22 protein-coding genes and 5 tRNA genes are annotated in these 20,477 nt (G+C 64.2%); 10 read left to right on the top strand and 17 right to left on the bottom strand.

Going from position 1 to position 20,477, the window contains the following annotated elements:
* Positions 1 to 26: 26 nt before the first annotated feature.
* From IFT65_RS07230 to IFT65_RS07220, 3 genes are all read right to left on the bottom strand, one after another.
* Positions 27 to 102: transfer RNA gene (locus IFT65_RS07230), tRNA-Lys, on the bottom strand.
* Between the two features lie 102 nt (positions 103 to 204).
* Positions 205 to 280, bottom strand: a tRNA-Lys gene (locus IFT65_RS07225).
* An 83-nt stretch (positions 281 to 363) separates the two neighbouring features.
* Positions 364 to 440 (bottom strand) — tRNA-His (locus tag IFT65_RS07220).
* Positions 441 to 1,036: 596 nt separating this feature from the next.
* Here IFT65_RS07220 and IFT65_RS07215 point away from each other — a divergent pair.
* Entirely contained in the window at positions 1,037 to 1,312 is a 276-nt protein-coding gene (locus IFT65_RS07215) for a hypothetical protein (RefSeq protein ID WP_192080911.1), read from the top strand.
* On the opposite strand, the gene IFT65_RS07210 is transcribed toward IFT65_RS07215, so the two are convergent.
* Positions 1,309 to 1,581, bottom strand: a complete 273-nt coding sequence (locus IFT65_RS07210; protein ID WP_192080910.1) for a hypothetical protein — start codon at positions 1,579 to 1,581, stop codon at positions 1,309 to 1,311. The genes IFT65_RS07215 and IFT65_RS07210 overlap by 4 nt on opposite strands.
* On the opposite strand from IFT65_RS07210, the gene IFT65_RS07205 reads away from it, so the two are divergent.
* Positions 1,570 to 2,391: a LexA family transcriptional regulator gene (locus IFT65_RS07205; protein ID WP_192080909.1), complete on the top strand. Its 822-nt coding sequence runs from the start codon at positions 1,570 to 1,572 to the stop codon at positions 2,389 to 2,391. The two genes, IFT65_RS07210 and IFT65_RS07205, sit on opposite strands and share 12 nt — an antisense overlap.
* A gap of 28 nt (positions 2,392 to 2,419) precedes the next feature.
* On the opposite strand, the gene IFT65_RS07200 is transcribed toward IFT65_RS07205, so the two are convergent.
* Positions 2,420 to 2,782, bottom strand: a complete 363-nt coding sequence (locus IFT65_RS07200) for a helix-turn-helix domain-containing protein (protein ID WP_192080908.1) — start codon at positions 2,780 to 2,782, stop codon at positions 2,420 to 2,422.
* A gap of 344 nt (positions 2,783 to 3,126) precedes the next feature.
* Here IFT65_RS07200 and IFT65_RS07195 point away from each other — a divergent pair, with 344 nt between their 5' ends.
* Positions 3,127 to 3,594: a GNAT family N-acetyltransferase gene (locus tag IFT65_RS07195; protein ID WP_192080907.1), complete on the top strand. Its 468-nt coding sequence runs from the start codon at positions 3,127 to 3,129 to the stop codon at positions 3,592 to 3,594.
* On the opposite strand, the gene IFT65_RS07190 is transcribed toward IFT65_RS07195, so the two are convergent.
* The 3 genes from IFT65_RS07190 to IFT65_RS07180 form a co-directional block, all read right to left on the bottom strand.
* On the bottom strand, positions 3,581 to 4,021 hold the full coding sequence (locus IFT65_RS07190; protein ID WP_192080906.1) for a hypothetical protein: 441 nt from the start codon (positions 4,019 to 4,021) through the stop codon (positions 3,581 to 3,583). The two genes, IFT65_RS07195 and IFT65_RS07190, sit on opposite strands and share 14 nt — an antisense overlap.
* Before the next feature lie 292 nt (positions 4,022 to 4,313).
* The gene (locus IFT65_RS07185) at positions 4,314 to 4,886 is read right to left on the bottom strand and encodes a hypothetical protein (RefSeq protein WP_192080905.1); all 573 of its coding nucleotides are present in this window, start codon (positions 4,884 to 4,886) and stop codon (positions 4,314 to 4,316) included.
* Positions 4,887 to 4,934: 48 nt separating this feature from the next.
* Entirely contained in the window at positions 4,935 to 5,447 is a 513-nt protein-coding gene (locus IFT65_RS07180; RefSeq protein WP_192080904.1) for a hypothetical protein, read from the bottom strand.
* A gap of 41 nt (positions 5,448 to 5,488) precedes the next feature.
* Here IFT65_RS07180 and IFT65_RS07175 point away from each other — a divergent pair, with 41 nt between their 5' ends.
* Positions 5,489 to 5,809, top strand: a complete 321-nt coding sequence (locus IFT65_RS07175) for a hypothetical protein (RefSeq protein ID WP_192080903.1) — start codon at positions 5,489 to 5,491, stop codon at positions 5,807 to 5,809.
* Positions 5,810 to 6,046: 237 nt separating this feature from the next.
* Positions 6,047 to 7,279: an integrase gene (locus IFT65_RS07170; RefSeq protein WP_249405077.1), complete on the top strand. Its 1,233-nt coding sequence runs from the start codon at positions 6,047 to 6,049 to the stop codon at positions 7,277 to 7,279.
* Here IFT65_RS07170 and IFT65_RS07165 read toward each other — a convergent pair.
* The 4 genes from IFT65_RS07165 to IFT65_RS07150 form a co-directional block, all read right to left on the bottom strand.
* Complete coding sequence (locus IFT65_RS07165; RefSeq protein ID WP_192080902.1) at positions 7,272 to 8,174, bottom strand: hypothetical protein; 903 nt, start codon at positions 8,172 to 8,174, stop codon at positions 7,272 to 7,274. The genes IFT65_RS07170 and IFT65_RS07165 overlap by 8 nt on opposite strands.
* A gap of 5 nt (positions 8,175 to 8,179) precedes the next feature.
* The gene (locus tag IFT65_RS07160; RefSeq protein WP_192080901.1) at positions 8,180 to 8,527 is read right to left on the bottom strand and encodes a hypothetical protein; all 348 of its coding nucleotides are present in this window, start codon (positions 8,525 to 8,527) and stop codon (positions 8,180 to 8,182) included.
* Between the two features lie 174 nt (positions 8,528 to 8,701).
* Positions 8,702 to 8,778 (bottom strand) — tRNA-Arg (locus tag IFT65_RS07155).
* 41 nt (positions 8,779 to 8,819) lie between these two features.
* Positions 8,820 to 8,896, bottom strand: a tRNA-Pro gene (locus IFT65_RS07150).
* A 202-nt stretch (positions 8,897 to 9,098) separates the two neighbouring features.
* Here IFT65_RS07150 and IFT65_RS07145 point away from each other — a divergent pair.
* Positions 9,099 to 9,869, top strand: coding sequence for a Bax inhibitor-1/YccA family protein (locus tag IFT65_RS07145; protein WP_188324899.1), 771 nt, complete (start codon positions 9,099 to 9,101; stop codon positions 9,867 to 9,869).
* A gap of 560 nt (positions 9,870 to 10,429) precedes the next feature.
* Here IFT65_RS07145 and IFT65_RS07140 read toward each other — a convergent pair.
* From IFT65_RS07140 to grxC, 5 genes are all read right to left on the bottom strand, one after another.
* Positions 10,430 to 11,344 carry a LysR family transcriptional regulator gene (locus tag IFT65_RS07140; RefSeq protein WP_192080900.1) on the bottom strand — a complete coding sequence of 305 codons (915 nt, stop codon included), beginning with the start codon at positions 11,342 to 11,344 and terminating at the stop codon, positions 10,430 to 10,432.
* A gap of 50 nt (positions 11,345 to 11,394) precedes the next feature.
* Positions 11,395 to 12,114, bottom strand: coding sequence for an isochorismatase family cysteine hydrolase (locus IFT65_RS07135; protein WP_192080899.1), 720 nt, complete (start codon positions 12,112 to 12,114; stop codon positions 11,395 to 11,397).
* Between the two features lie 180 nt (positions 12,115 to 12,294).
* A complete protein-coding gene (locus IFT65_RS07130) occupies positions 12,295 to 13,299 on the bottom strand; it encodes an isocitrate dehydrogenase (protein ID WP_188324902.1) in 1,005 nt (334 codons plus the stop codon).
* Between the two features lie 326 nt (positions 13,300 to 13,625).
* The gene (locus tag IFT65_RS07125; RefSeq protein ID WP_192080898.1) at positions 13,626 to 14,015 is read right to left on the bottom strand and encodes a carboxymuconolactone decarboxylase family protein; all 390 of its coding nucleotides are present in this window, start codon (positions 14,013 to 14,015) and stop codon (positions 13,626 to 13,628) included.
* Positions 14,012 to 14,308, bottom strand: coding sequence for a glutaredoxin 3 (gene grxC, locus IFT65_RS07120; RefSeq protein WP_188324904.1), 297 nt, complete (start codon positions 14,306 to 14,308; stop codon positions 14,012 to 14,014). The genes IFT65_RS07125 and grxC overlap by 4 nt, the downstream gene beginning before the upstream one ends.
* A gap of 141 nt (positions 14,309 to 14,449) precedes the next feature.
* On the opposite strand from grxC, the gene IFT65_RS07115 reads away from it, so the two are divergent.
* The 4 genes from IFT65_RS07115 (at position 14,450) to ppk1 (ending at position 20,431) form a co-directional block, all read left to right on the top strand.
* Positions 14,450 to 16,093 carry a M48 family metalloprotease gene (locus tag IFT65_RS07115; protein WP_249405076.1) on the top strand — a complete coding sequence of 548 codons (1,644 nt, stop codon included), beginning with the start codon at positions 14,450 to 14,452 and terminating at the stop codon, positions 16,091 to 16,093.
* A 155-nt stretch (positions 16,094 to 16,248) separates the two neighbouring features.
* A complete protein-coding gene (phoB, locus tag IFT65_RS07110) occupies positions 16,249 to 16,938 on the top strand; it encodes a phosphate regulon transcriptional regulator PhoB (protein WP_188324906.1) in 690 nt (229 codons plus the stop codon).
* A gap of 72 nt (positions 16,939 to 17,010) precedes the next feature.
* Positions 17,011 to 18,339, top strand: coding sequence for a phosphate regulon sensor histidine kinase PhoR (phoR, locus tag IFT65_RS07105; RefSeq protein ID WP_192080897.1), 1,329 nt, complete (start codon positions 17,011 to 17,013; stop codon positions 18,337 to 18,339).
* A 4-nt stretch (positions 18,340 to 18,343) separates the two neighbouring features.
* A complete protein-coding gene (ppk1, locus tag IFT65_RS07100; protein WP_192080896.1) occupies positions 18,344 to 20,431 on the top strand; it encodes a polyphosphate kinase 1 in 2,088 nt (695 codons plus the stop codon).
* Positions 20,432 to 20,477 lie beyond the last annotated feature (46 nt).

The raw sequence follows: 20,477 nt of genomic DNA, 5'->3' as shown, positions 1-20,477 counted from the left end.
ACCAGGATGACCTGGTGGCTTTCGTCTGGTGGGCCGTCAAGGATTCGAACCTTGGACCTATTGATTAAGAGTCAACTGCTCTACCAACTGAGCTAACGGCCCGAAAATCGGGAGGCGAATTATGACGTATTCGCTACACGGCCTGCAAGTACTAATTTCGGTAGCCAAGAAAAAAGCCACCAAGCGAACTTGGTGGCTTCTGTCTGGTGGGCCGTCAAGGATTCGAACCTTGGACCTATTGATTAAGAGTCAACTGCTCTACCAACTGAGCTAACGGCCCGAAAAACTAGACGGATACTTTACCCTGCATCCCGTCTTGCTGCAACGATCGACCTGCTTTTGGCAGGGACGATCCTGTAACAGTGGGGTGGCTGAGGGGATTCGAACCCCCGACCACCGGAATCACAATCCGGAACTCTAACCAACTGAGCTACAGCCACCACTGAAACGTTCGATCCGATTGCGTTGATGCCTGCCATCGGACCAGAAACTCTGCTGCAGACCGTGCCCGAAAGCGACGAGTGCTGAAGCAAGTCCGCTATTTTTACGAAGTCGCCGGGGAATTGCAAGCTTTTCTTGATGGCAGTTCACGCGTGCGCATCCGCGGTCGCGGGACCACCTCCAGGCCGCGTCCAGCACCTCCGCCGGCAACTGTCGCCATCCGCCCTTGGCTGCCGGTCATCGACTGCTCTTGGGCGCTTGTGCACGCGTCTATCCACTGGCTTGGCGCGGCCAAGCGCTCCAAGGCTTTGCCGCCCGTGCCGACGACCCGCGCGGCCGGTGCTGCCGATTGCGGGCATAGCGTTCTGGCGTCGCGGCGCCGTGCATGGCTGGAGCAACGTCGCGGACCGTGTCAGCTTGGAACTTCCATGATCTGACTTAGTCACGCATGAACACGTTCCGTCCAATCCGCATTCGATCGCAGCACTCCCCCTCCCCGCCCCTGACTCCACGCTTCGGCGAACCTGCCCACCGTTCACGGCCAGACGCGGCAGAGGGTTTCCATGTCGCCGCCGCAGGCTGGTGGCTGACCCGCATGCTGCTGCAATCGCGGGAACTGGACGGACTGATATCCGATCTCCGCATCCAGCAGCGCACGCTCACGCCTGACAGATCCCGACCGTCACTGCGGCCTCCCTGCTGGCTTGAGTCCTCTTTGTCCCCACGGCTGATGCGAAGCGAGTACGACGCGTTGATCCAGACACTGAGCGCCCGGCGGGCCGACCTGGGGCGCACTTACCTGCCGCTGATGACGGCGCTGGCAAAAGGCAAACCGGTGCCGTCTGCGGTGACGTCGATCATCGTTGCCTAACGGTTTGACCCAGCATGCGATGTGACGGCGAGCGAACGCGGCAGCACCGACAGCGGCACATCGAGTGTCGTGGTCGCCACGGTGATCCCCTGCTGCTGTGCCAGAAAAACGAGCGCTGTACCGACTTCGAACGAGACGGTTTTCTGCGTTCCGCGCTTGATGCGATGGATCGTCGACTGTGATGTGCCGCACGCGGCGGCGATGCGAGCCTCGCTCCACAAGGCGTTGCCTAACGCAACGGCGGCGTGGCGGGGGGAATGAATAACCATCAGGGGATGCTATTCGTTGGGGAATATCATTTTCAATACATAAACGAACTATCTCAATTACAGGGCCATCGAAACAATTCATATATGCATAAAGTGGCCATCAACCTTCGCCAACTGATGAAGGCCCACGGACTGAGCGAGAACGCGCTGGCGCGCCACGTGGAGGTCCCGCAGCCCACCGTCCATCGTGTGCTGGCAGGCGGGGTTGCCGACCCACGGGACAAGACGCTTCGGCCCCTGGCCACCTGGTTCGGCGTGTCCGTTGAACAGCTGCGCACCGATCTGCCGGAGATGGAAATCCCAAGCAAGGATGGCGGTCTGTATCGCATCCGGCCGGCCAAGGCGGCGCTGATGCTGCGCGAGCGCGAACCGGATGTCGCGGTGATTGAAGTGGTTGGACGCGTCACCATCGAGGGCAATCGCCCTGCGGTGGAGCTGGCGGCTACGGGCAGGCATCACCCCTATCCTGCCGACTGGTTCACCCAGCAGAACGCCGCGCCGGTGAATGTGCGCGTGCTGTCGATATCCGGCGCAGCGATGACGCCGACGTTGTTCGAAGGCGATCAGATCGCGGTCAACCTGGCGGATACGCGCATCCAGGACGGGCGCGTGCATCTGCTGATCAGCGGCGGCGGCGAACCAGAGCTGATGGTCCGGCGCCTGTTCAAAACCCCGGACGGCAAGGTGCGTGTGGTGTGTGACAACCCGGACGTGTCGCGCTATCCGGATGAGCTTTTGGATGCGGAGGATCTGGAGAACGTGGTGATCGTTGGGCGGGTGATTGATCGCCGCGGCGCGGGCGGTCTGTAAGTGCATGGCCACTTCGCTGCCGTCGCGATCACGGCAATCGCGGCGGAGTGTGTGACCCCTTCGCTACGTTGCGAGGTGCGCACAGGTGCCCGCCGCAGCAATGCGACGTGGGCACCTGCAGGCCCAGGTGATGGGCTGTCATGACCAGTGCTGCACCGACTTCGTAGGTCACGGTCGCCTGCACGCCGCACTTGAAACGGTGCACGGTGGATTGCGAGCAGCCACAGGCGCGCGCGATGCGCGCTTCGGACCAGCGCGCGTGACTGAGCGCCAGGGTGGCGCATCGGGGACAGGACAGCAGCATCTGCGGCGTCGGCGCGATGCCGGGCTGGCGCGCTGCGACGTCCATCAACGTGGACACGCGATCAAACGCATCGATCTTCGCTGGCATGATGACCTCGCATGGCATGAAGCCACCTGTGCCGAGGCACAAGGTGGCAGGCGATGCGGGTTGGAGTACCGGCTAGAATGACCGAAAAAACCGGCGGATCGAGAAACATCCCCGCGCATCGCCCGCCATGGAACTGGCAGGGTGATGCATTCTCCGCCGTGCCCGAGGGCGACAACAGAGCTTGATCGGTCATTCTGAAATCGGGACTCCAATCCCGGCTGATCGTTGCGGATCAGCACCGTTATCGTGGCAGTGGAAACTCATCTGCATCCATCAGGGAAGTTGCAAAGCGACGTGAGTCATTCGCTATGCTTGGCTGCTTGCAACAGGGAGTGGTAATTTCAATGACTGACGGAACAGGTGCTGTTCGACTGGCAACGGCGCACGATGTCGACGCGATTTTCGACGTGAGAATCGGCGTGCGCGAGAACGTACTGACGCGTGCCGAGCTGACCGAGCGAGGCATCACCCGCGAGGCGGTCCTCGCGATGATCGACGAAGCGTCCTGCGTGTGGGTTGTCGAGGTCGACAGCGAGGTCGTCGGCTTTTCCATGGCGGATGCCGAGGACGCCTGCGTGTTCGCCGCGTTCGTGCGTCCCGATCAGGAGGGAAAGGGACTCGGCAGCGTGTTGATGGCCGCCGCGGAGGCGTTCCTGTTCGAGCATCACGAGCGGATCTGGCTGGAGACCGCCTACGCGAGCCGAGCGCGGGGATTCTATGAAAGACGCGGCTGGGTCCAGGTTGCAGCACTGGCCGACGGTGACGTGCGGATGGAGAAAGTGGTGCCGGGGCGTGCCATCAGTCCAGGGTGAGCCTGGAGAGGGTGGCATCGGCGGGGGTGATGTCGACTCTGCGCATGCAGTCGAAAGCAAGTCCCTGAAACCAGAAGCCAATGACGGCATTGCCTACGTGCACGCCGAACGTGTTCCATTCCAGCTCACTTCTGCCGTGGCTGCGGTTGATCACCAGCAGCTTCGGGTAACGCCTGCGGACTGATGCGAACGGAACGCAGCTGCCTGAAAGGCCGAAGAAGATCGATTCCGCGCGACCGTTCCGGTCCAATACGGGCACGATCTTTTCGGCAAGCAGCGACGGTCCGATTTCAGCGGGCACGATAGGCGCGCTTTCTGCGAGCGTGCGATCGGCCTGTTGCGGACGATCATCATCGCGATCAGGCAGCGTCTCGGCGAGCCGCTCTACAAGGGCGAAGGCCCGGGGCAGCCAGGTGGCAACCATCATGCAGCCGGGCGGCGCCCGCCTTTGGTGCTTGGGCACGACGAAGCACGGATATCCGAGGCACCCCCTCTATGTCCGCAGTGATCAGTAGATGGTGGAGTGGCAGCCCAATGGTTGAGCGCATGCGCAACGTCATCAGCCCCTCCCCCTTCAGGCAGGCAGTACAGCTGCCTCCTCTCCTGCGGGCACACCGTCACTTGCACCGCCGTCCCCATCCGCGGCTCCCGATCCTCTCAGCGCGCGCCGTTCACCACTGCCTGCGACCAGTGCTCAACTCGGATTCATCGCTATGGCATCACGTCAGCAAACAGACAGACCAGGACTGACGACTAAGCCTTTTGAACTCGACTGCGCGACGGCCTGCGGCCGTCCATATCTCAAGGAGGGCCGCTTCAATGGCGTCTGCAACCCTATCGAGTTCGTCCAGATCATGGAGGGGCAAGTAACACCTCTGCATCTCCTTATTGAGAAGCTCTCTTGCGTCAACGTCCTCTTCGACTTCTACAACCGAGTCTATTTCACGAGCGTGCGGCTTGGCATGAGCGTACGCGTCACGCGCCTCCATAAGCCGCTGAACATCGGACCACGGGCTGACGCCGAAGTCGGCCTTTAGACCGACTTTTCTCGCAATGGCCTTGATCTTGTCCTTAACTGTGCTCCGATCCTTCCACTCAGCGCCGAGAATCGCCGGGCCGAGGGTTTGACAGAACGCCTCAACCGAGAAGGCAGTCATCACCACTGCCGCCGTAGTCGTGTGCGCGCTGCCGGGCAAGTACTCACGGGCTACGGCGCGAACAGATCTTGCAGCATGCGCCATCTCCTGCCAGGCCTCGTAGTTGTACTGCCCCTTGACGCGCAGCTTCTTCACCCCCGACTTTCCCACATCGACTTCCTGACTAAGCGAGTTTGGTCAATCCTACGCGCGCACTCGTTTGCTCGCCATTGCTGCTCTCAGGTTCTCCAACTCATTCAATACTTCGGCCAGGCCGCGGTTGCTGGCCAGCGCGCGCGCATGCCGGGTCTGTCCGGGCTCGCCTGCGTCCAGCCATTCCGCTGCGCGCTTACGCAGGGTCACGTTCGCCGCTTCCAGCAACACGTGGTAGCGAGCGTTCCGCTGCAGCGCCACCAGCTTCGGGCCGATCACGCCCAGGAGCGTTGCGGCGGAGTCCTTCAGCAACTGCTCGGCGTCGCCTTCTATATGCGCGCCGTGGTGCACATGCTTGGCCAGCATGTCGAGCAGGTCCGCCAGCTCCCGGTCCCCGCCCGGAGACGGCGTCCGGATCAATCGTCGCTGGTGATGCGTGACGTGGCGCTTATCCAGCACCCGATCCTGCACGTCAGCGCTGGTCCGCAACAGGCCGGCGAGACCAGCAGCAGTGCCGTGCAATTCCGCATGCGTCGAGTTCGTGAAGTTGTTCGTCCGTCCCATCGGGCTCTCTTTTCTCCCTTGCTTTCCAATCGAGGTGTCCAATGACCCAGTGCCAGATTGACAATCCCGAGGGCCTGTCCGCCTGCGCCGCCGGTCACAGCGCGCGGCACATCCACGTTGGGCGCTGCGCCAACGCCGGTGGCGGCCACTTCGTCGAGTGCCGGTGCAAGAAGACGGCCAAGCTCGCGGATCCAGACGCAGCGCTGGGCGGCTGGCGTCAGATGAATCGCCCAGCGCGCAGCGCGCGCAAGGTTGTGACGCAAGTCGAGCCCGTCAATGTGCTGCAGTTCAAGCTCACCCTCGCTGACCCGGCCACGAAGCGCACCCGTGTCCGCGCCAGCGCCCAAGGAGGCCGACCGTGATCGGAGAGGTTCTCCAGTTCCGCGACCTGCAGGAGCTTTGTCGGCCCGGCAAACTTCCGCGGCTCGCCACCGTGGAGCGCTAGGCCAGGCAGCGAAAGATCCGAGTGCAGTACGACGGCCAGGGCGGCGTCTGGACCACCACTGCCGCGCTCAACGAGGCCCTGGGCCTTACCTCCCCAGCTTTCGAGAACGAGAGCTACCCCGCTTCCCTGATCTGAAAGGACGCACTGCAGCACCATGGCTAGACCACGCAAGGCAGCACCCAACCTGCCCTCGCATATCGACCATATCCAGCTGCCGGTCGGGATCTACTGGGATCCCACCGGCCGCGGTAGGTGGTACGTGCGCAACCCCCATGAAGAAGGCTACGGCTATCGCAAAAAGACCGTGGCCGGCCCCAGCGCGCGCATGTCCGACCTGCACGCAATCATTGAGGCGCGCCAGGGTGAAGCGCAGCGCGGCACTGTCGCCTATGTCATCGACCGGCACGCCGAAAGCTTGGCCTTTGCACAGCTGAAACAATCCACCAAGGAGGGATACAAGGACTATGCCAAGGCCATAAAAGCGTACCCCCTCAAGAATGGCACCAGCCTTGGCGATGCCATCGTGGATCGCCTCACGCCGGGATTCATCCGGCGCCTGATCGACGTCATTGCGCAGGGTCTGCCTGGTCAGAAGCCGGGTGATCCCGTCGTTCCTGGTTCCCCCACAAAAGCAAACCACTGGCTGCGCTACCTGCGCCGGGTGTTCGGCTGGGCACGTGAGCACGACCATGTCACCACGAACCCGGCCGCCGGCATCAAGCAGGTCAAGGAAAAGGCTGACCACCGGATGCCGGCTATCGACGTTTTTCGCCGCGTCCAGGCCTATGCGAAGGACTGCAGCACGCGCGGGGTTCGCGCGAAGGGCGCGGTGCCGGCGCACCTGTGGGCGGCGATGGAGCTCGCGTACCAAGCACGTCTGCGAGGTATCGAGGTGCTGACGCTGACCGACGCACACGTAGATGGTGAAGTGTTGCGTACGAACCGCCGCAAGGGCAGTCGCGACAATCTGGTGCGCAAGGGCGCCGAAACCGAAGATGCAATTGTCATGCTACGGGCACGGCGGAGTGCGATATGGGCTAGAAACGGGGGAGTGGTTCCGATCCGGGCGGAGAGCCGCTATCTATTCGTCATCGAAGACGGGGAACGGTTGACCGAGGATGGCTGGCAGACTGCGTGGGGACGCATGATGCGCAACGCGGTGAGGGAGGGAGTCTTGAGCCAAGACGAGCGTTTTGGCCTCCACAGCCTGAAGCACCGAGGGGTAACTGACACCAAGGGAAACAAAAAAGAAGCGAGCGGTCATAGGACCGATGCAATGATGCACGTCTATGACCACTCGCTTCCCTTAGTTCAGGAGTCGGGCTCTTCCGAAAGTAACGCATCGGAAGAATCAGAGAAAGCAAAATCTCCGAAGCAGTTTACTTAGGCGAAGTTTTTCCACGCCTTGCCTCGTCTCCTGATGCGGGGCTAGCCTCGGCGGGTACGGCTTCCTTAACAGGATCATGCAAGTCCTTAGCAACAGCGGCAGACTTGCCTGCTGCGACTGCAGATTGCTGAGCAGCGGCAGCATACTTCTGAGCCGCTCCAGTAAGCTGAGCAGTGTCCCGCCCAGAATCGAAACTGCCCGTCATCGCACTGAGTGCAGCGAAAATCAACCCTGCGACTACACCGCCAGTACCGATCACCGTCGTCACAATCGTCGACGTTGAGCTTCTTGCAGAAGCAATTTGTTCCACCACTCTCGCATTCAAGTTCGTCATCTGAACTTGATGCAACTTATCTCGCTCATCGATCTTGACCAAGAGAGTCTCGATCTTCCCCACGGCCTCAGAAACCCGGCCATCTATCCTAGCTTCGACAGCTGAGAGTTTGGCATCGATCTCATCGCGTGTTGGATGTGTCATTTCTTCAACCTTCCGAGTTCTGGGCGCTCCGCGCCTCGAAGCCTGCGCGCCAAGGCCAGCGGCATCCTCTCCCCTACCTCCTTGGTCACTGCTCGAGTCCTCAGCTACTGAGGTGTGCAACAGATCTTGAGCATCAGTAGCCTCCCCCTTAAACATAGGATCCACACTAATCAGTTTCGGTTGTGTGATAGCGGGATTGAAATTGAGCGCGCCAGGGGCACTTTCAATGACCTTTGATACCGCTTCCTTCATTTGGTTCAGGTCAGCGGCAAATAGAACCACCACCATAGAGCTTGGCACAACGCTCACACCGGAGCCTAGCGACTGCGGGTTGAAATCTCCCCAAATAGGGCGAGGCAGGTGAGGAACGACTACGCTTTCATTGATCGAGTTCGGTACTTCCCGGTGCCGACTCATTGGAGTCAATCCTTAGTCGACGCGACATCGTCGGTCGCAGGCTCCGGGTTTTGGCCTCTGTTAGCTCCCTGCTCGTGAAGCTGGTCGAGCGCCTCATTGACCTGTGCGAATACTGCGCCAAATGTCTTAAAGACGGAAAAAGGGACCATGATGGTTGCCACTGGCACCACAGTCGCCTTAACCGGGATCTCTTTGGCGCGGAAATTCTCGTTCCCGATAGTTCTGGTTGCCTGCTCCGGGTCATGCTCACCGATACCGGCCCGAGTGAAGGTGATGTGGACCAAGCCGTCAGGCGTCGGACCACCTATTTCAAGCGCGCTAGCAAATGCTGTCAGAACCTCGTGATTGCTCATCTTTGATCCTCATCCTTGGCGAAACATCTCTGAAAAGAGCCACACCAACTGGGGCGGCACTGATCGGCCATAGTACAAAGATCGACGAGGCGTGAAAACAGCGCCGTTTTCCTGAGGCAATTCCGGATGCGGGCCGATTTAACCGATATTTAACGCACAGACTGTTGCGGAATATGGTGCGCCCGACAGGAATCGAACCTGTAACCGCCGGCTTAGAAGGCCGGTGCTCTATCCAGTTGAGCTACGGGCGCCCGAACCGGTTAACCAACCCGCTCTATCGAGGGCGATGGGTTGGTCGGGGTAGAGGGATTCGAACCCCCGACATCCTGCTCCCAAAGCAGGCGCGCTACCAGACTGCGCTATACCCCGGCGATGCATCCTGCCTGGGGCCGGGCCCACGAGCAGACGGGGATTGTGAACAACCGTGCGTTGATCTGTCAAACAGAACGGTCGGTTCAGCCCCTTATCTGCAAGGCGCCGGGGCGCCTCAACGCCGTGGGCGCAGCGTGTCCGTTATGATCGTGCGCAGCGGCCGGATGGCCCCCTACCCCTTCACGCACGGAGAACGCACATGCGCAGCGGCAACCCGGCTCTTTCCGAGTCCACCTTCCTCGACCTTGGCAGCGGCACCGTTTCGGCGCGCGGCGATCAGGTGATGACCCTCAATGGCACGGTCAACAAGACCGGCGTGCTGCTGCTGCTGACCGTGCTGACCGCGTCGTTTGCGTGGAGCCAGGCGCTGGTCACCAGCGGCGAGATGGCCGGCACGCTGTCGTCGGCGGGCATGGGCTACGCCATCGGCGGCGCGGTCGGTGGCCTGATCCTGGCCCTGATCACCGTGTTCAAGAAGACCTGGGCGCCGGTGACCGCGCCGATGTATGCGCTGGTGGAGGGCCTGTTCCTCGGTGCCATCTCCGCTGTGTTCGAGCAGCGCTTCCCGGGCATCGTGTTCCAGGCTGTGCTGGCGACGTTCGGCACGCTGGTTGCGCTGCTGGTCGCGTATCGCAGTGGGCTGATCAAGGCCACCGAGAACTTCAAGCTGGGCGTGGTGGCCGCGACCGGCGGGATCGCGCTGCTGTATCTGGCGTCGATCGTGCTGGGCCTGTTCGGCATCAACGTGCCGGTGATTCATGAGGCCAGCGGCCTGGGCATCGCGTTCAGCGTGTTCGTGGTGATCGTGGCGGCGTTGAACCTGGTGCTGGATTTCGACTTCATTGAAAGCGGTGTTGAGCAGGGCGCACCGAAGTTCATGGAGTGGTACGGCGCGTTTGGCCTGATGGTGACGCTGGTGTGGCTGTACGTGGAGTTCCTGCGCCTGCTGTCGAAGATCCAGCAGCGCTGATCGCGCGCGTTGGGTTCTGCGTGATGCTGCTTTTGTAACGCCGAGCTGTGCTCGGCGGAAGGGCAGAGGCGCCGCGCTGTGCGCTCGCCGAGCGTGGCTCGGCGCTACCCGGCTTCGGGTGTGCGTGATGCTGCTTTGGGAGCGCCGAGCCGTGCTCGGCGGAAAGGCAGAGGCGCCGCGCTGCGCGCTCGCCGAGCGTGGCTCGGCGCTACCCGGTTTCGGGTGTTTGTGATGCTGCTTTGGTAACGCCGAGCCGTGCTCGGCGGAAAGGCAGAGGCGCCGCGCTGCGTGCTCGCCGAGCGTGGCTCGGCGCTACCCGGCTTCGGGTCTGCGTGATGCTGCTTTGGGAGCGCCGAGCCGTGCTCGGCGGAAAGGCAGAGGCGCCGCGCTGCGCGCTCGCCGAGCGTGGCTCGGCGCTACCGGGCTTCGGGTGTTCGTGATGCTGCTTCGGTAGCGCCGAGCCGTGCTCGGCGGAAAGGCAAAGGCGCCGCGCTGCGCGCTCGCCGAGCGTGGCTCGGCGCTACCCACCCATTCACCGTCAATGTCGACCCGCCCATTCGTCAGCGGGCGTCGAGGGAGGCCTGCAGTGCGGCGTAGTGGGTCTGCAGGTGCTCTACCAGGACGCGCACTTTGGCGGCCATGGCGCGTGCATGGGGATACAGTGCGAAGTAGTGGCGGCGGCCGCCGTTCCAGGCCGGCAGGATGCGGATCAGCCGGCCGGCGCGCAGGTCTTCCTGCACGGTCAGGGCCGTGAGCAGGGTGATGCCCATACCCGCCAGCGTGGCGGCATACAGGGCCGGGGTGGCATCCACGCACAGCCGTTGACCGGGTTCAACCGTCAGCGACACGCCGCGCGGTCCGTGCAGGTGCCACGCTGCACGCGCCGCGGTCGGGCTGAACGCCAACAGGGCATGCTGGTGCAGTTCGGCAGCCTGCCGCGGCAGTCCGTGCCGTGCGATGTACGCGGGTGCGGCGACCAGCACGAGATCGCACCGCGCCAGCTCGCGCGCCACCATCTGGCTGTCGGGCAGTTCGTGGGCAATGCGCAGGGCAAGATCGAAGCCACCGCCCACCACGTCCACCAGTTGGTCATCAGCGCACAGGTCCAGCGCGACATCCGGATAGCGGGTCAGGAACGCGGGCAGCCAGTGCGGCAATTCCTGGCTGGCCACCACTTGGGGCACGCTGATGCGCAGGCGCCCACTGGGCTGTACCTGGCCGGCCCGCGCCCGATTGTCGGCAAGTTCCAGTCGATCAAGCAGCTCGACCGCCTCGGCGTAATACTGCCGGCCGGCCTCGGTCAACGAGAAACGGCGGCTGTTGCGATCCAGCAGGCGGGCCTGCAGGTGCTCTTCCAACTGCCGCAGCTGCCGTGACATCGCCGAATGGGTGGTGCCCAGGCGCTCGGCGGCGGCAGTGAAGCTGCCCGCTTCCACGATCGAACGCAGCGCGCGCAGGGCGGCGAAATGGTCCATCTCAGCCAAGCTCCGGCCAGCGCCCGCGTGCTGCGGGCGCGGCCAGCTTATCAGCGCGCGACGGCGCTGGCCTTGTTGACCAGACCGATGATGGCGTCGGTGGTCATGACGTCGCCATAGGTATCTTCCAGCGTGGCCAGACTGGCTGCGTGCAGGGTCTTGTGGTCCACCTTGGCGCCGGTGGCCAGGTCCAGGTCACGGGTGGCCGTGGCGTCGGACGACACGATCACGCGGTAACCGCGCGGGGCGGCCGCGGCATCACGGGTCGCGCCAGACACACAGGCGTGGGTCTGCAGGCCGGTGATGATCAGGGTGTCGATGCCGGCGTCCTTCAAGGTCTTGTCCATCACCGCGGCCGAATGACCGGCGAACACGCTGACGTTGTCCTTCTGCACGACCGTTTCGCCTGCGCGCGGCTGCATGTCGGGGTGGAACTGCACGGTCTTGCCGCCTTCAGCGAACAACGGCGCACCGGCCGGCAACACATGCTGTACGTGGATCACCCGGATGCCTTTGGCATCGGCGGCGTCGATCAGGCGGCGGGTGTTCTTCAGGGCCGCGGTGCCATCCGGGATGACCATGCGGCCGCCCGGGAAATATTCGTTCTGGAAATCGATGACGATGATGGCCGTCTTGTCAGCCTGCAGGGCATCAATGGCGGTGGCACCGGCCATCTGGCGGATGGTGGGGTGGGCCGGCTCGGCGGCGGCGACCGGGGCGACGGCGGCCATGCCGATCAGGCTGGCCAGGCCGAATGCTGCAATGTTCATGGGGTGTACCTGGATGGGGAGGAAGTGCGGCCATGGTGACCCTGCGGCCACGCACCAACCAGCCCCTTGGACGCACCCCATCTGTGCTGAATTCGCACAGATGAGCGCCCTGCCCTACAAACGCAGCGAGGCGCCCGAAGGCGCCCCGCTGATCCCGCTCGAGCCGATGACGCAGGCCGCTTACAGGCGGCTGGCGATGGCCTGGGCGAAGCCCATGGTGTTGCCGGTGCCGCCGAGGTCGCCGGTCAGCGAATCCTTGGCTTCCATCGTGGCGACGATGGCCTTGCGCAGGCGCTCGGCATTTTCGGGCTGGCCGATATGGTCGAGCATCTGAGCCGCTGCCAGCAGCAGGGCGCAGGGATTGGCCTTGCCCTGGCCGGCGATGTCCGGCGCGGTGCCGTGCACGGCTTCGAAGATGGCCGCGTTCTCACCGATGTTGGCGCCCGGGGCCAGGCCCAGGCCGCCGACCAGACCGGCGCACAGGTCGGAAATGATGTCGCCGAACAGGTTGGTGGTGACGATCACATCGAACTGCTCCGGACGCATCACCAGCTGCATGCAGCAGTTGTCGACGATCATTTCCTGGAACTCGATGTCCGGGTACTTGGCCGCCACTTCGCGCGCCACGGCCAGGAACAGGCCCGAGGTCGACTTGATGATGTTGGCCTTGTGCACCGCGGTGACCTTCTTGCGGCCGGTCGCGCGGGCCAGCTCGAAGGCGTAGCGCACGATGCGCTCGGAGCCCTTGCGGGTGATGCGGGTGCCGGAGAACGCGGTCTCACCATCGGCCGACACTTCCTGGCCCTCGGCCAGGTAGGCGCCTTCGGTGTTCTCGCGCACGGTCACCAGGTTGACGTTCTCGAAACGCGACTTGGTGTTCGGGAAGGTATGCGCCGGGCGGACGTTCGCGTACAGGTCGAAGTGGCGGCGCAGGCTGACATTGATCGAGGTGAAGCCACCACCGATCGGCGTGCTGAGCGGGCTCTTCAGGGCGATCTTGTTGCGCGCGATCGACTCCAGCGTGGAGGCCGGCATCAGGTCGCCGTGCTTCTCCAGCGCGACCAGGCCTGCATCGGCGTCTTCGTATTCCAGGCCGGCGTTGAGCTTGTCCAGGACGTACAGCGTAGCGTCCATGATCTCCGGGCCGATGCCATCGCCGCGGATGACCGTGATTTTCTGCGTCATTGATCGATATTCCGAACTGGGGGAAAAACGCCGTCCGGGGGTGCCCGGTGCACCGGCGCAGGTAAGTTTCACCCGCAATTATGCCTCAGCCGGGTCGAAGGCCCCAAATAGACCAAAGTGTGAGGCCGGCAGAGGCACAATTGCCCGCGCATTCTTCCTCTACCCCCGCCTGTCGGCGCGCCCCTTCAACAGAAGGGGCTGTGTCACCAGACGCGCTGCGGGGTCTGGTAGCGCCGATCCATGATCGGGAGCGCAGCGGAAAGCCGCCGAGCGTGGCTCGGCGCTACCGGATCCGGGCGGAAGGACGCGGCCCGCCGCGGCGTGGCTCAGTGCTCGTGCGCGGCGGGGGCGACGGCGCCGGCTTCCAGCTGGTCCAGGAAGTCCACCGCGCGGCGCAGGTGCGGGATCACGATCGATCCACCCACCACCAGGCCCACCGAGAAGGTCTCGAAGAACTCTTCGCGACTGACACCGGCTTCTTTGCACTGGGCGACGTGGTAGCTGATGCAGTCATCGCATCGCAGCACCATCGAGGCCACCAGACCCAGCAGCTCCTTGGTCTTCACATCCAACGCGCCGGCCTGGTAGGTCTGCGTGTCCAGCGCGAAGAAGCGGCGCACCACCTGGTTGGGTTCGGCCAGGATGCGCTCGTTCATCTTCTTGCGGTAGGCGGTGAACTCGGCCAGCTTGTCCGCGCTGTCGTCGGCCGTGCTCATGCCTGCGCCTGCCCGGCCAGCAGCGGTTCCAGCTTGCCTGCACGATGCAGGGCCATCATGTCGTCGTAGCCGCCCACGTGGACGTCGCCGACGAAGATCTGCGGCACGCTGGTGCGGCGGGTCTTGGCCATCATCTTCTCGCGCTCGACCGAATCGAGGTCGATGCGCACCTCGGTCCACTGCGCGCCCTTGCTCTTGAGGAAGTTCTTGGCGGCCACGCAGTACGGGCACACGGCGGTGGAATAAATGGTGATGGTGGGCGCGCCACCGGTAGGCTGTTCAACTTGGCTCACGGGAAACTCCACGACGGTTCGACTGTCTGTATATGGTAGCGGCCTGATGGAAAATCCACGCCACGGCCGCAACACTGTGGATTAACGATAGGTTTCCCCCCGGCCTGCCACGCTGTGGGACGCTGCCCGAGGACTGACCGCTTGCGACTGTTGCTGCTTTCCGCCGCCCTGACCCTCGCGCTGGCCATGCCGCTGGCGCAGGCGCAGGAATCGCTGCCCGACATCGGCTCGTCGGCGGGTGAACTGCTGACCCCTGCACGGCAGGCCGAGTACGGCGGGATGATGCTGCGGGAGCTGCGCAACTACGGCTACCTGCTGGACGACCCGCTGGTCACCGAGTGGCTGCAGACCATGGGCACCCGGCTGGGCTCCAACAGTGCGCAGCCGCGTCAGTCCTACACGTTCTTCATGATGAAAGACCGGCAGATCAATGCCTTCGCCACGTTGGGCGGCTATATCGGGGTCAACGCGGGGCTGGTGCTGACCGCCGAGCGCGAGGATGAAGTGGCGGCCGTGCTGTCCCACGAAATCGCCCATGTGACCCAGCAGCACGTGCTGCGCGGTGTCGAACGCGCCCAGCGCGACCAGATCCCGATCCTGCTGGGCATGCTGGCCGCCGTGGTGGCCGCGCAGCAGGCCGGCGGCAATTCGGCCGGCAACGCGACCATGGCCAGTATCGCCTCGGGCATGGGCCTGATGCAGCAGCGGCAGATCGACTACACGCGCTCCAACGAATCCGAAGCCGATCGCCTGGGCATCCGCACCCTGGCCCGCAGTGGCTACGACGTGGATGCGATGGCCGGCTTCTTCGAGCGCATGAGCGCTTCGATGCGCGGCAACGACGGCGGCTACACCGTGCCGGACTTCCTGCGCACCCATCCGGTCAACACCACCCGCATCAGCGAGGCCAAGCTGCGCGCCGAGCAGATGAAGAAGGACACGGTGGTGCTGACCACCGAAGTCCCCGGTGGCGTGCGCCAGGAACGGGTGAATCCCAGCGACCCGGGGCTGTCTGATCCGATCTCGCGCCGGCAGAACCTGCTGCTGCCGCCAGGCATGCAGGTAGCGGTCGGCTCGCTCAGCCGCGGTGCCAGCGGCCAGTTCGACTGGGCCCGCGAGCGCCTGCGGGTGCTCAGTGCGCCCACGCCTTCCGAGCTGACGCGGGAGTACGAATCGCTGTCACGCAGCCAGAAAGGCGGCCTGACCCCGGCGCAGCGGTATGGGCAGGCGCTGGCCCAGCTGACCACCGGGACCGGCGGGGCGGTCGGCGCAGCGCGTGCCCTGGCGGAGCTGCACGATGCCGACCCGGCCAATCTGTGGGTGAGCCTGGCGCTGGGCGAAGCCGAATCGCGTTCGGGGCACCCGGCCCAGGCCAACGAGCGGTTCGAACAGTTGCTGCGGCAGCATCCGGGCAGCCGTCCGGTCGCCCTGACCTTCGCGCAGATCCTCAATGAACAGGGCGGCCAGGTGGCGGGCCAGCGTGCACAGGCGATGCTGCGGCCGCTGCTGTCACAAAGCGGCAACGATCCGGTCTTCCAACAGCGTTTCGCGCGGGCCAGTGAACTGGCGGGCGATGGCCACCGGGCCAGTGAGGCGTATGCGGAGGCGGCCTATCTCAATGGCCGTCCGGAGCAGGCGCTGATGCAACTGCAGGCGCTGAAGCGGCAGCCGGAGCTGGACTATGTCAGCCGGGCGCGGGTGGATGCGCGTATCGAGACGATCACCCCCACCGTGCTGGAGATGCGGCGGCAGGGGGTGAATGATCCGGAGCTGGAACGGCGCTGAGTGGGTTTATTGGGGCGGGATTTGGGGAGCCGACTGAAGTCGGCTCTACCCCTTTGGGGGTTTGTATGACATCTGCGCGCCGTGGGTCACAAACCTGTCATCAAATCGTAGTCTACTGACGTCATTCCCGATCTGATGAGCATTACGGTGGCCTTGTGCAGAAACGCATCCTGATCGTCGACGACGAACCCGCGATCCGCGAAATGGTCGCCTTTGCGCTGCGCAAAGGGGATTACGAGCCGATCCATGCGGGCGATGCCCGCGAAGCACAGACGGCCATCGCCGACCGTGTGCCGGACCTGATCCTGCTGGACTGGATGCTGCCCGGCACCAGCGGCCTGGACCTTGCCCGCCGCTGGCGCAAAGAAGCGCTGACCCGCGAAGTACCGATCATCATGCTGACCGCGCGCGGTGAGGAAAATGATCGGGTGGGTGGGCTGGAAGCCGGCGTCGATGACTATGTGGTCAAGCCGTTCTCCGCGCGCGAGCTGCTGGCGCGTATCCGGGCCGTGATGCGCCGGGCCCGCGACGATGACGAAGACGGCAGCGTGGCGGTGGGGGTGATCCGTATCGACGGCGCCGCGCACCGCGTGTTCGCCAACGACCAGCCGGTGCCGATCGGCCCGACCGAATACCGCCTGCTGCACTTCTTCATGACCCACCCTGAGCGCGTGTATACCCGCACCCAGTTGCTGGACCATGTGTGGGGCGGCAGCGTGTACGTGGAGGAGCGCACCATCGACGTGCACATCCGCCGCCTGCGCAAGACGCTGGAACCGTTCAACGCGGAGAACATGGTGCAGACCGTGCGCGGCGCCGGTTATCGTTTTTCCACCTCTACCTGATCGCCTGTCGCGCCACCCCGCTACAGTGCGGGGCTGGGCGACCTTCTTCATCCACTTTCACTGGTACCTGCAATGCCGCGTCACATCCGTTCTGCCTGGTTGAAGACCCTGGCCACCCTGGCCACGGTGCTGGTGTTGGCCGGCGTGGTGGGTGCGTTGCTGGGCGATGTCTGGATGGGGCTCGCCGTGGCGGCGATCGGCGCACTGGGCTGGCATTACTGGCGTCTGCGCCGGGTGCTGGGCCGGTTGACCGCGCGCCAGCGCTGGGAGATCGCCGAGGGCGCGGGCGTGTGGAACGAGCTGGACCGCGTGGTATCGCGCAACCAGCACGAAATGCGCGTGCGCAAGCGCCGCCTGCTGGACATGCTGCGCAGCTACCGTGCCGCCGCCGCCGCCCTGCCCGATGCGGTGGTGGTGCTGGACCGCAACAGCCAGCGCGTGCAGTGGTTCAACGAAGCCGCCACCACGCTGCTCGGCCTGCACCATCCGGGCGATCTGGGCCAGGCGCTGGTGCAGCGCCTGCAACCGATGCCGCTGGCACATTGGCTGGCCGGTGGCCGCAATGCCGAACCGATTCTGGACGTCGCCTCGCCGGTCGATCCGGCGATCCGCCTCAACCTGCGCCTGATTCCGTATTCGTCCGACCACTGGCTGCTGATCGCCCGCGATGTCAGCAAGCTGCTGCGGCTGGAACAGGTGCGCCGTGACTTCGTGGCCAACGTGTCGCACGAGCTGCGCACCCCCCTGACCGTGGTGCACGGTTACCTGGACATGATGGACCCGGAGGATTTCCCGGGCACCGGGCCGATGCTGGAAGAAATGCGCAAGCAGAGCCAGCGCATGGCCCAGTTGGTGGAAGACCTGCTGACCCTGTCGCGGCTGGAATCGCAGGAAACCGGCGAGGCCGAGACCGTGGCGATGCTGCCGATGCTGGCCACCCTGCGACGCGAGGCCGAAGCGCACAGCCAGGGCCGGCACAGGATCACCGTGGAAGATCTGGCCGGCGTGGACCTGAGCGGATCCATCAAGGAACTGCACAGTGCGTTCTCCAACCTGGTCACCAATGCCGTGCGCTACACCCCTGTGGACGGCCAGGTGCGGGTGACCTTCAGCCGCGAAGGCGACGGGGTGATGCTGGCGGTGCGTGACACCGGCTACGGCATCCCGGCCAACCACCTGCCGCGCCTGACCGAGCGGTTCTACCGCGTGTCCAGCAGCCGTTCGCGCGAAAGCGGCGGCACCGGCCTGGGCCTGTCCATCGTCAAGCACATCCTCGGCCTTCACCACGCCCGCCTGGAGATCCAGAGCGAGGTCGGCAAGGGCTCGACGTTCTCCTGCCATTTCGACGCCGAGCACGTACGCGTGCGTGAGACGGCTCCCCATCACCAAGCCGAAGATTGACATCATGAGCAGCCTTGGATCCCTCCCCGTTCCCCTGAATCCGGAAGCCGATCCACTGCGGGATCCGGCGCTTTACATCAACCGTGAGCTGTCCCAGCTGGACTTCAACTTCCGCGTGCTGGCGCAGGCGCTGGACCCGCAGGTGCCGTTGCTGGAGCGTCTGCGATTCATGTGCATTTCCTGCACGAACCTGGACGAATTCTTCGAGATCCGTGCTGCCGCCGTGCGCCACGCCCAGGAGTTCGGCCTGCCGCCGGCGCCGGACGGCATGAGCCCGCAGGCGATTCTCAACGCCATCCATGACCGCGCCGCCGAGCTGGTGGACCAGCAGTACCGTTGCTGGAACGACGTGCTGCGCCCTGCCCTGCAGGACGCCGGCATCGGCGTGCTGGGCCGCCACTCGTGGACGCACCGGCAGAAACGCTGGCTGCGCGCCTATTTCCGCAACGAGATCATGCCGGTGCTGTCGCCGCTCGGCCTGGATCCGGTACATCCGTTCCCGAAGATCCTCAACAAGTCGCTGAACATCGTGGTGGTGCTGAAGGGCGTGGATGCGTTCGGCCGCAGTGGCCACCTGGCCATCGTGCGCGCTCCGCGCTCGCTGCCGCGCATCATCCAGCTGCCGGAACGGCTGGGCGGTGGGCAGAACTTCGTGTTCCTGTCCTCGATGCTGTCGGCGTTCGTCGATGAGCTGTTCCCGGGGATGGAGGTCGAGGGCGCGTACCAGTTCCGCGTCACCCGCAATTCCGAGCTGGTGGTGGACGAAGAAGAAGTCGAGAACCTGGCACTGGCACTGCGCGATGAGCTGGTGGACCGCGGCTACCGGCCGGCGGTGCGCCTGGAGATCGCCCAGGACACGCCACGTGACATCGTGCGCACCCTGCTGCAGAACTTCGGCCTGACCGAGAACGCGGTCTATTACATCGATGGCCCGGTCAACCTCAACCGCGTCATCCAGTTGTATGACGTGCTGGCACGCCCGGACCTGAAGTACCCGCCGATGTCCCCGCGCACCACGCGCGAAGGGGACGGCATCTTCGAAACCGTGGCCCGCCAGGATGTACTGCTGCACCACCCGTTCGACTCGTTCGGCACGGTGCTGGACCTGATCAAGCAGGCTGCGGTGGATCCGAACGTCCTGGCGATCAAGCAGACGCTGTACCGCACCGGCAAGGACTCGCTGATCGTGGAGGCGCTCATCCAGGCCGCGCACAACGGCAAGGACGTCACCGTGGTGGTTGAACTGCGTGCGCGCTTCGACGAAGAGGCCAACCTGGGCCTGGCTGATCGCCTGCAGGAAGCCGGCGTGCAGGTGGTGTACGGCGTGGTCGGCTTCAAGACCCACGCCAAGATGCTGCTGATCGTGCGTCGCGAAGGCCGCAAGCTGCGCCGTTACGTACATCTGGGTACCGGCAATTATCACAGTGGCACCGCACGCGCCTATACCGACATCAGCCTGATCACCGCCGATGCGGACATCGGCAACGACGTGCACCTGCTGTTCCAGCAGCTGTCCGGACTGGCCTCCAAGGCCAAGCTGAAGCACCTGCTGCAGTCTCCCTTCACCCTGCATACCGGCGTGCTCAAGCGCATCGAACGCGAGACCGCCATCGCCAAGGCCGGCCATCCCGCGCGCATCATCGCCAAGATGAATGCCCTCAACGAACCGCAGGTGGTGCGTGCGCTGTATGCCGCCTCGCAGGCGGGGGTGCAGATCGACCTGATCATCCGCGGTGCGTGCACGCTGCGCCCGGGCGTGCCGGGAGTGTCCGACACCATCCGCGTGCGTTCGATCGTCGGCCGTTTCCTGGAGCACAGCCGGGTGTACTGGTTCGGCAACGACGGCGCGCCGGAACTGTATTGCGCCAGTGCGGACTGGTTGGAACGCAACCTGCTGCGCCGGGTGGAAACCGGCTTCCCGATCCTGGATCCGGCGCTGGCCCGCCGCGTGTACCGCGAGGTGCTGCAGAACTACCTGGATGACAACCTCAATGCCTGGGAACTGCAGGCCGACGGGCGCTACGTGAAACTGGCACCGGCGCACGATGAGGCACCGCATTCGGCACAGATGGGGCTGATGCAGGGGCTTTGACGGCCGCTGCAGCGCAACGACGTGAAGGCGGTGCGGTGACGAGCAG

Origin of the sequence: Stenotrophomonas sp. CFBP 13725, from assembly GCF_014841935.1 — a bacterium.
Lineage (GTDB): Bacteria > Pseudomonadota > Gammaproteobacteria > Xanthomonadales > Xanthomonadaceae > Stenotrophomonas.
This window is presented reverse-complemented; position numbering and strand designations above follow the sequence as displayed.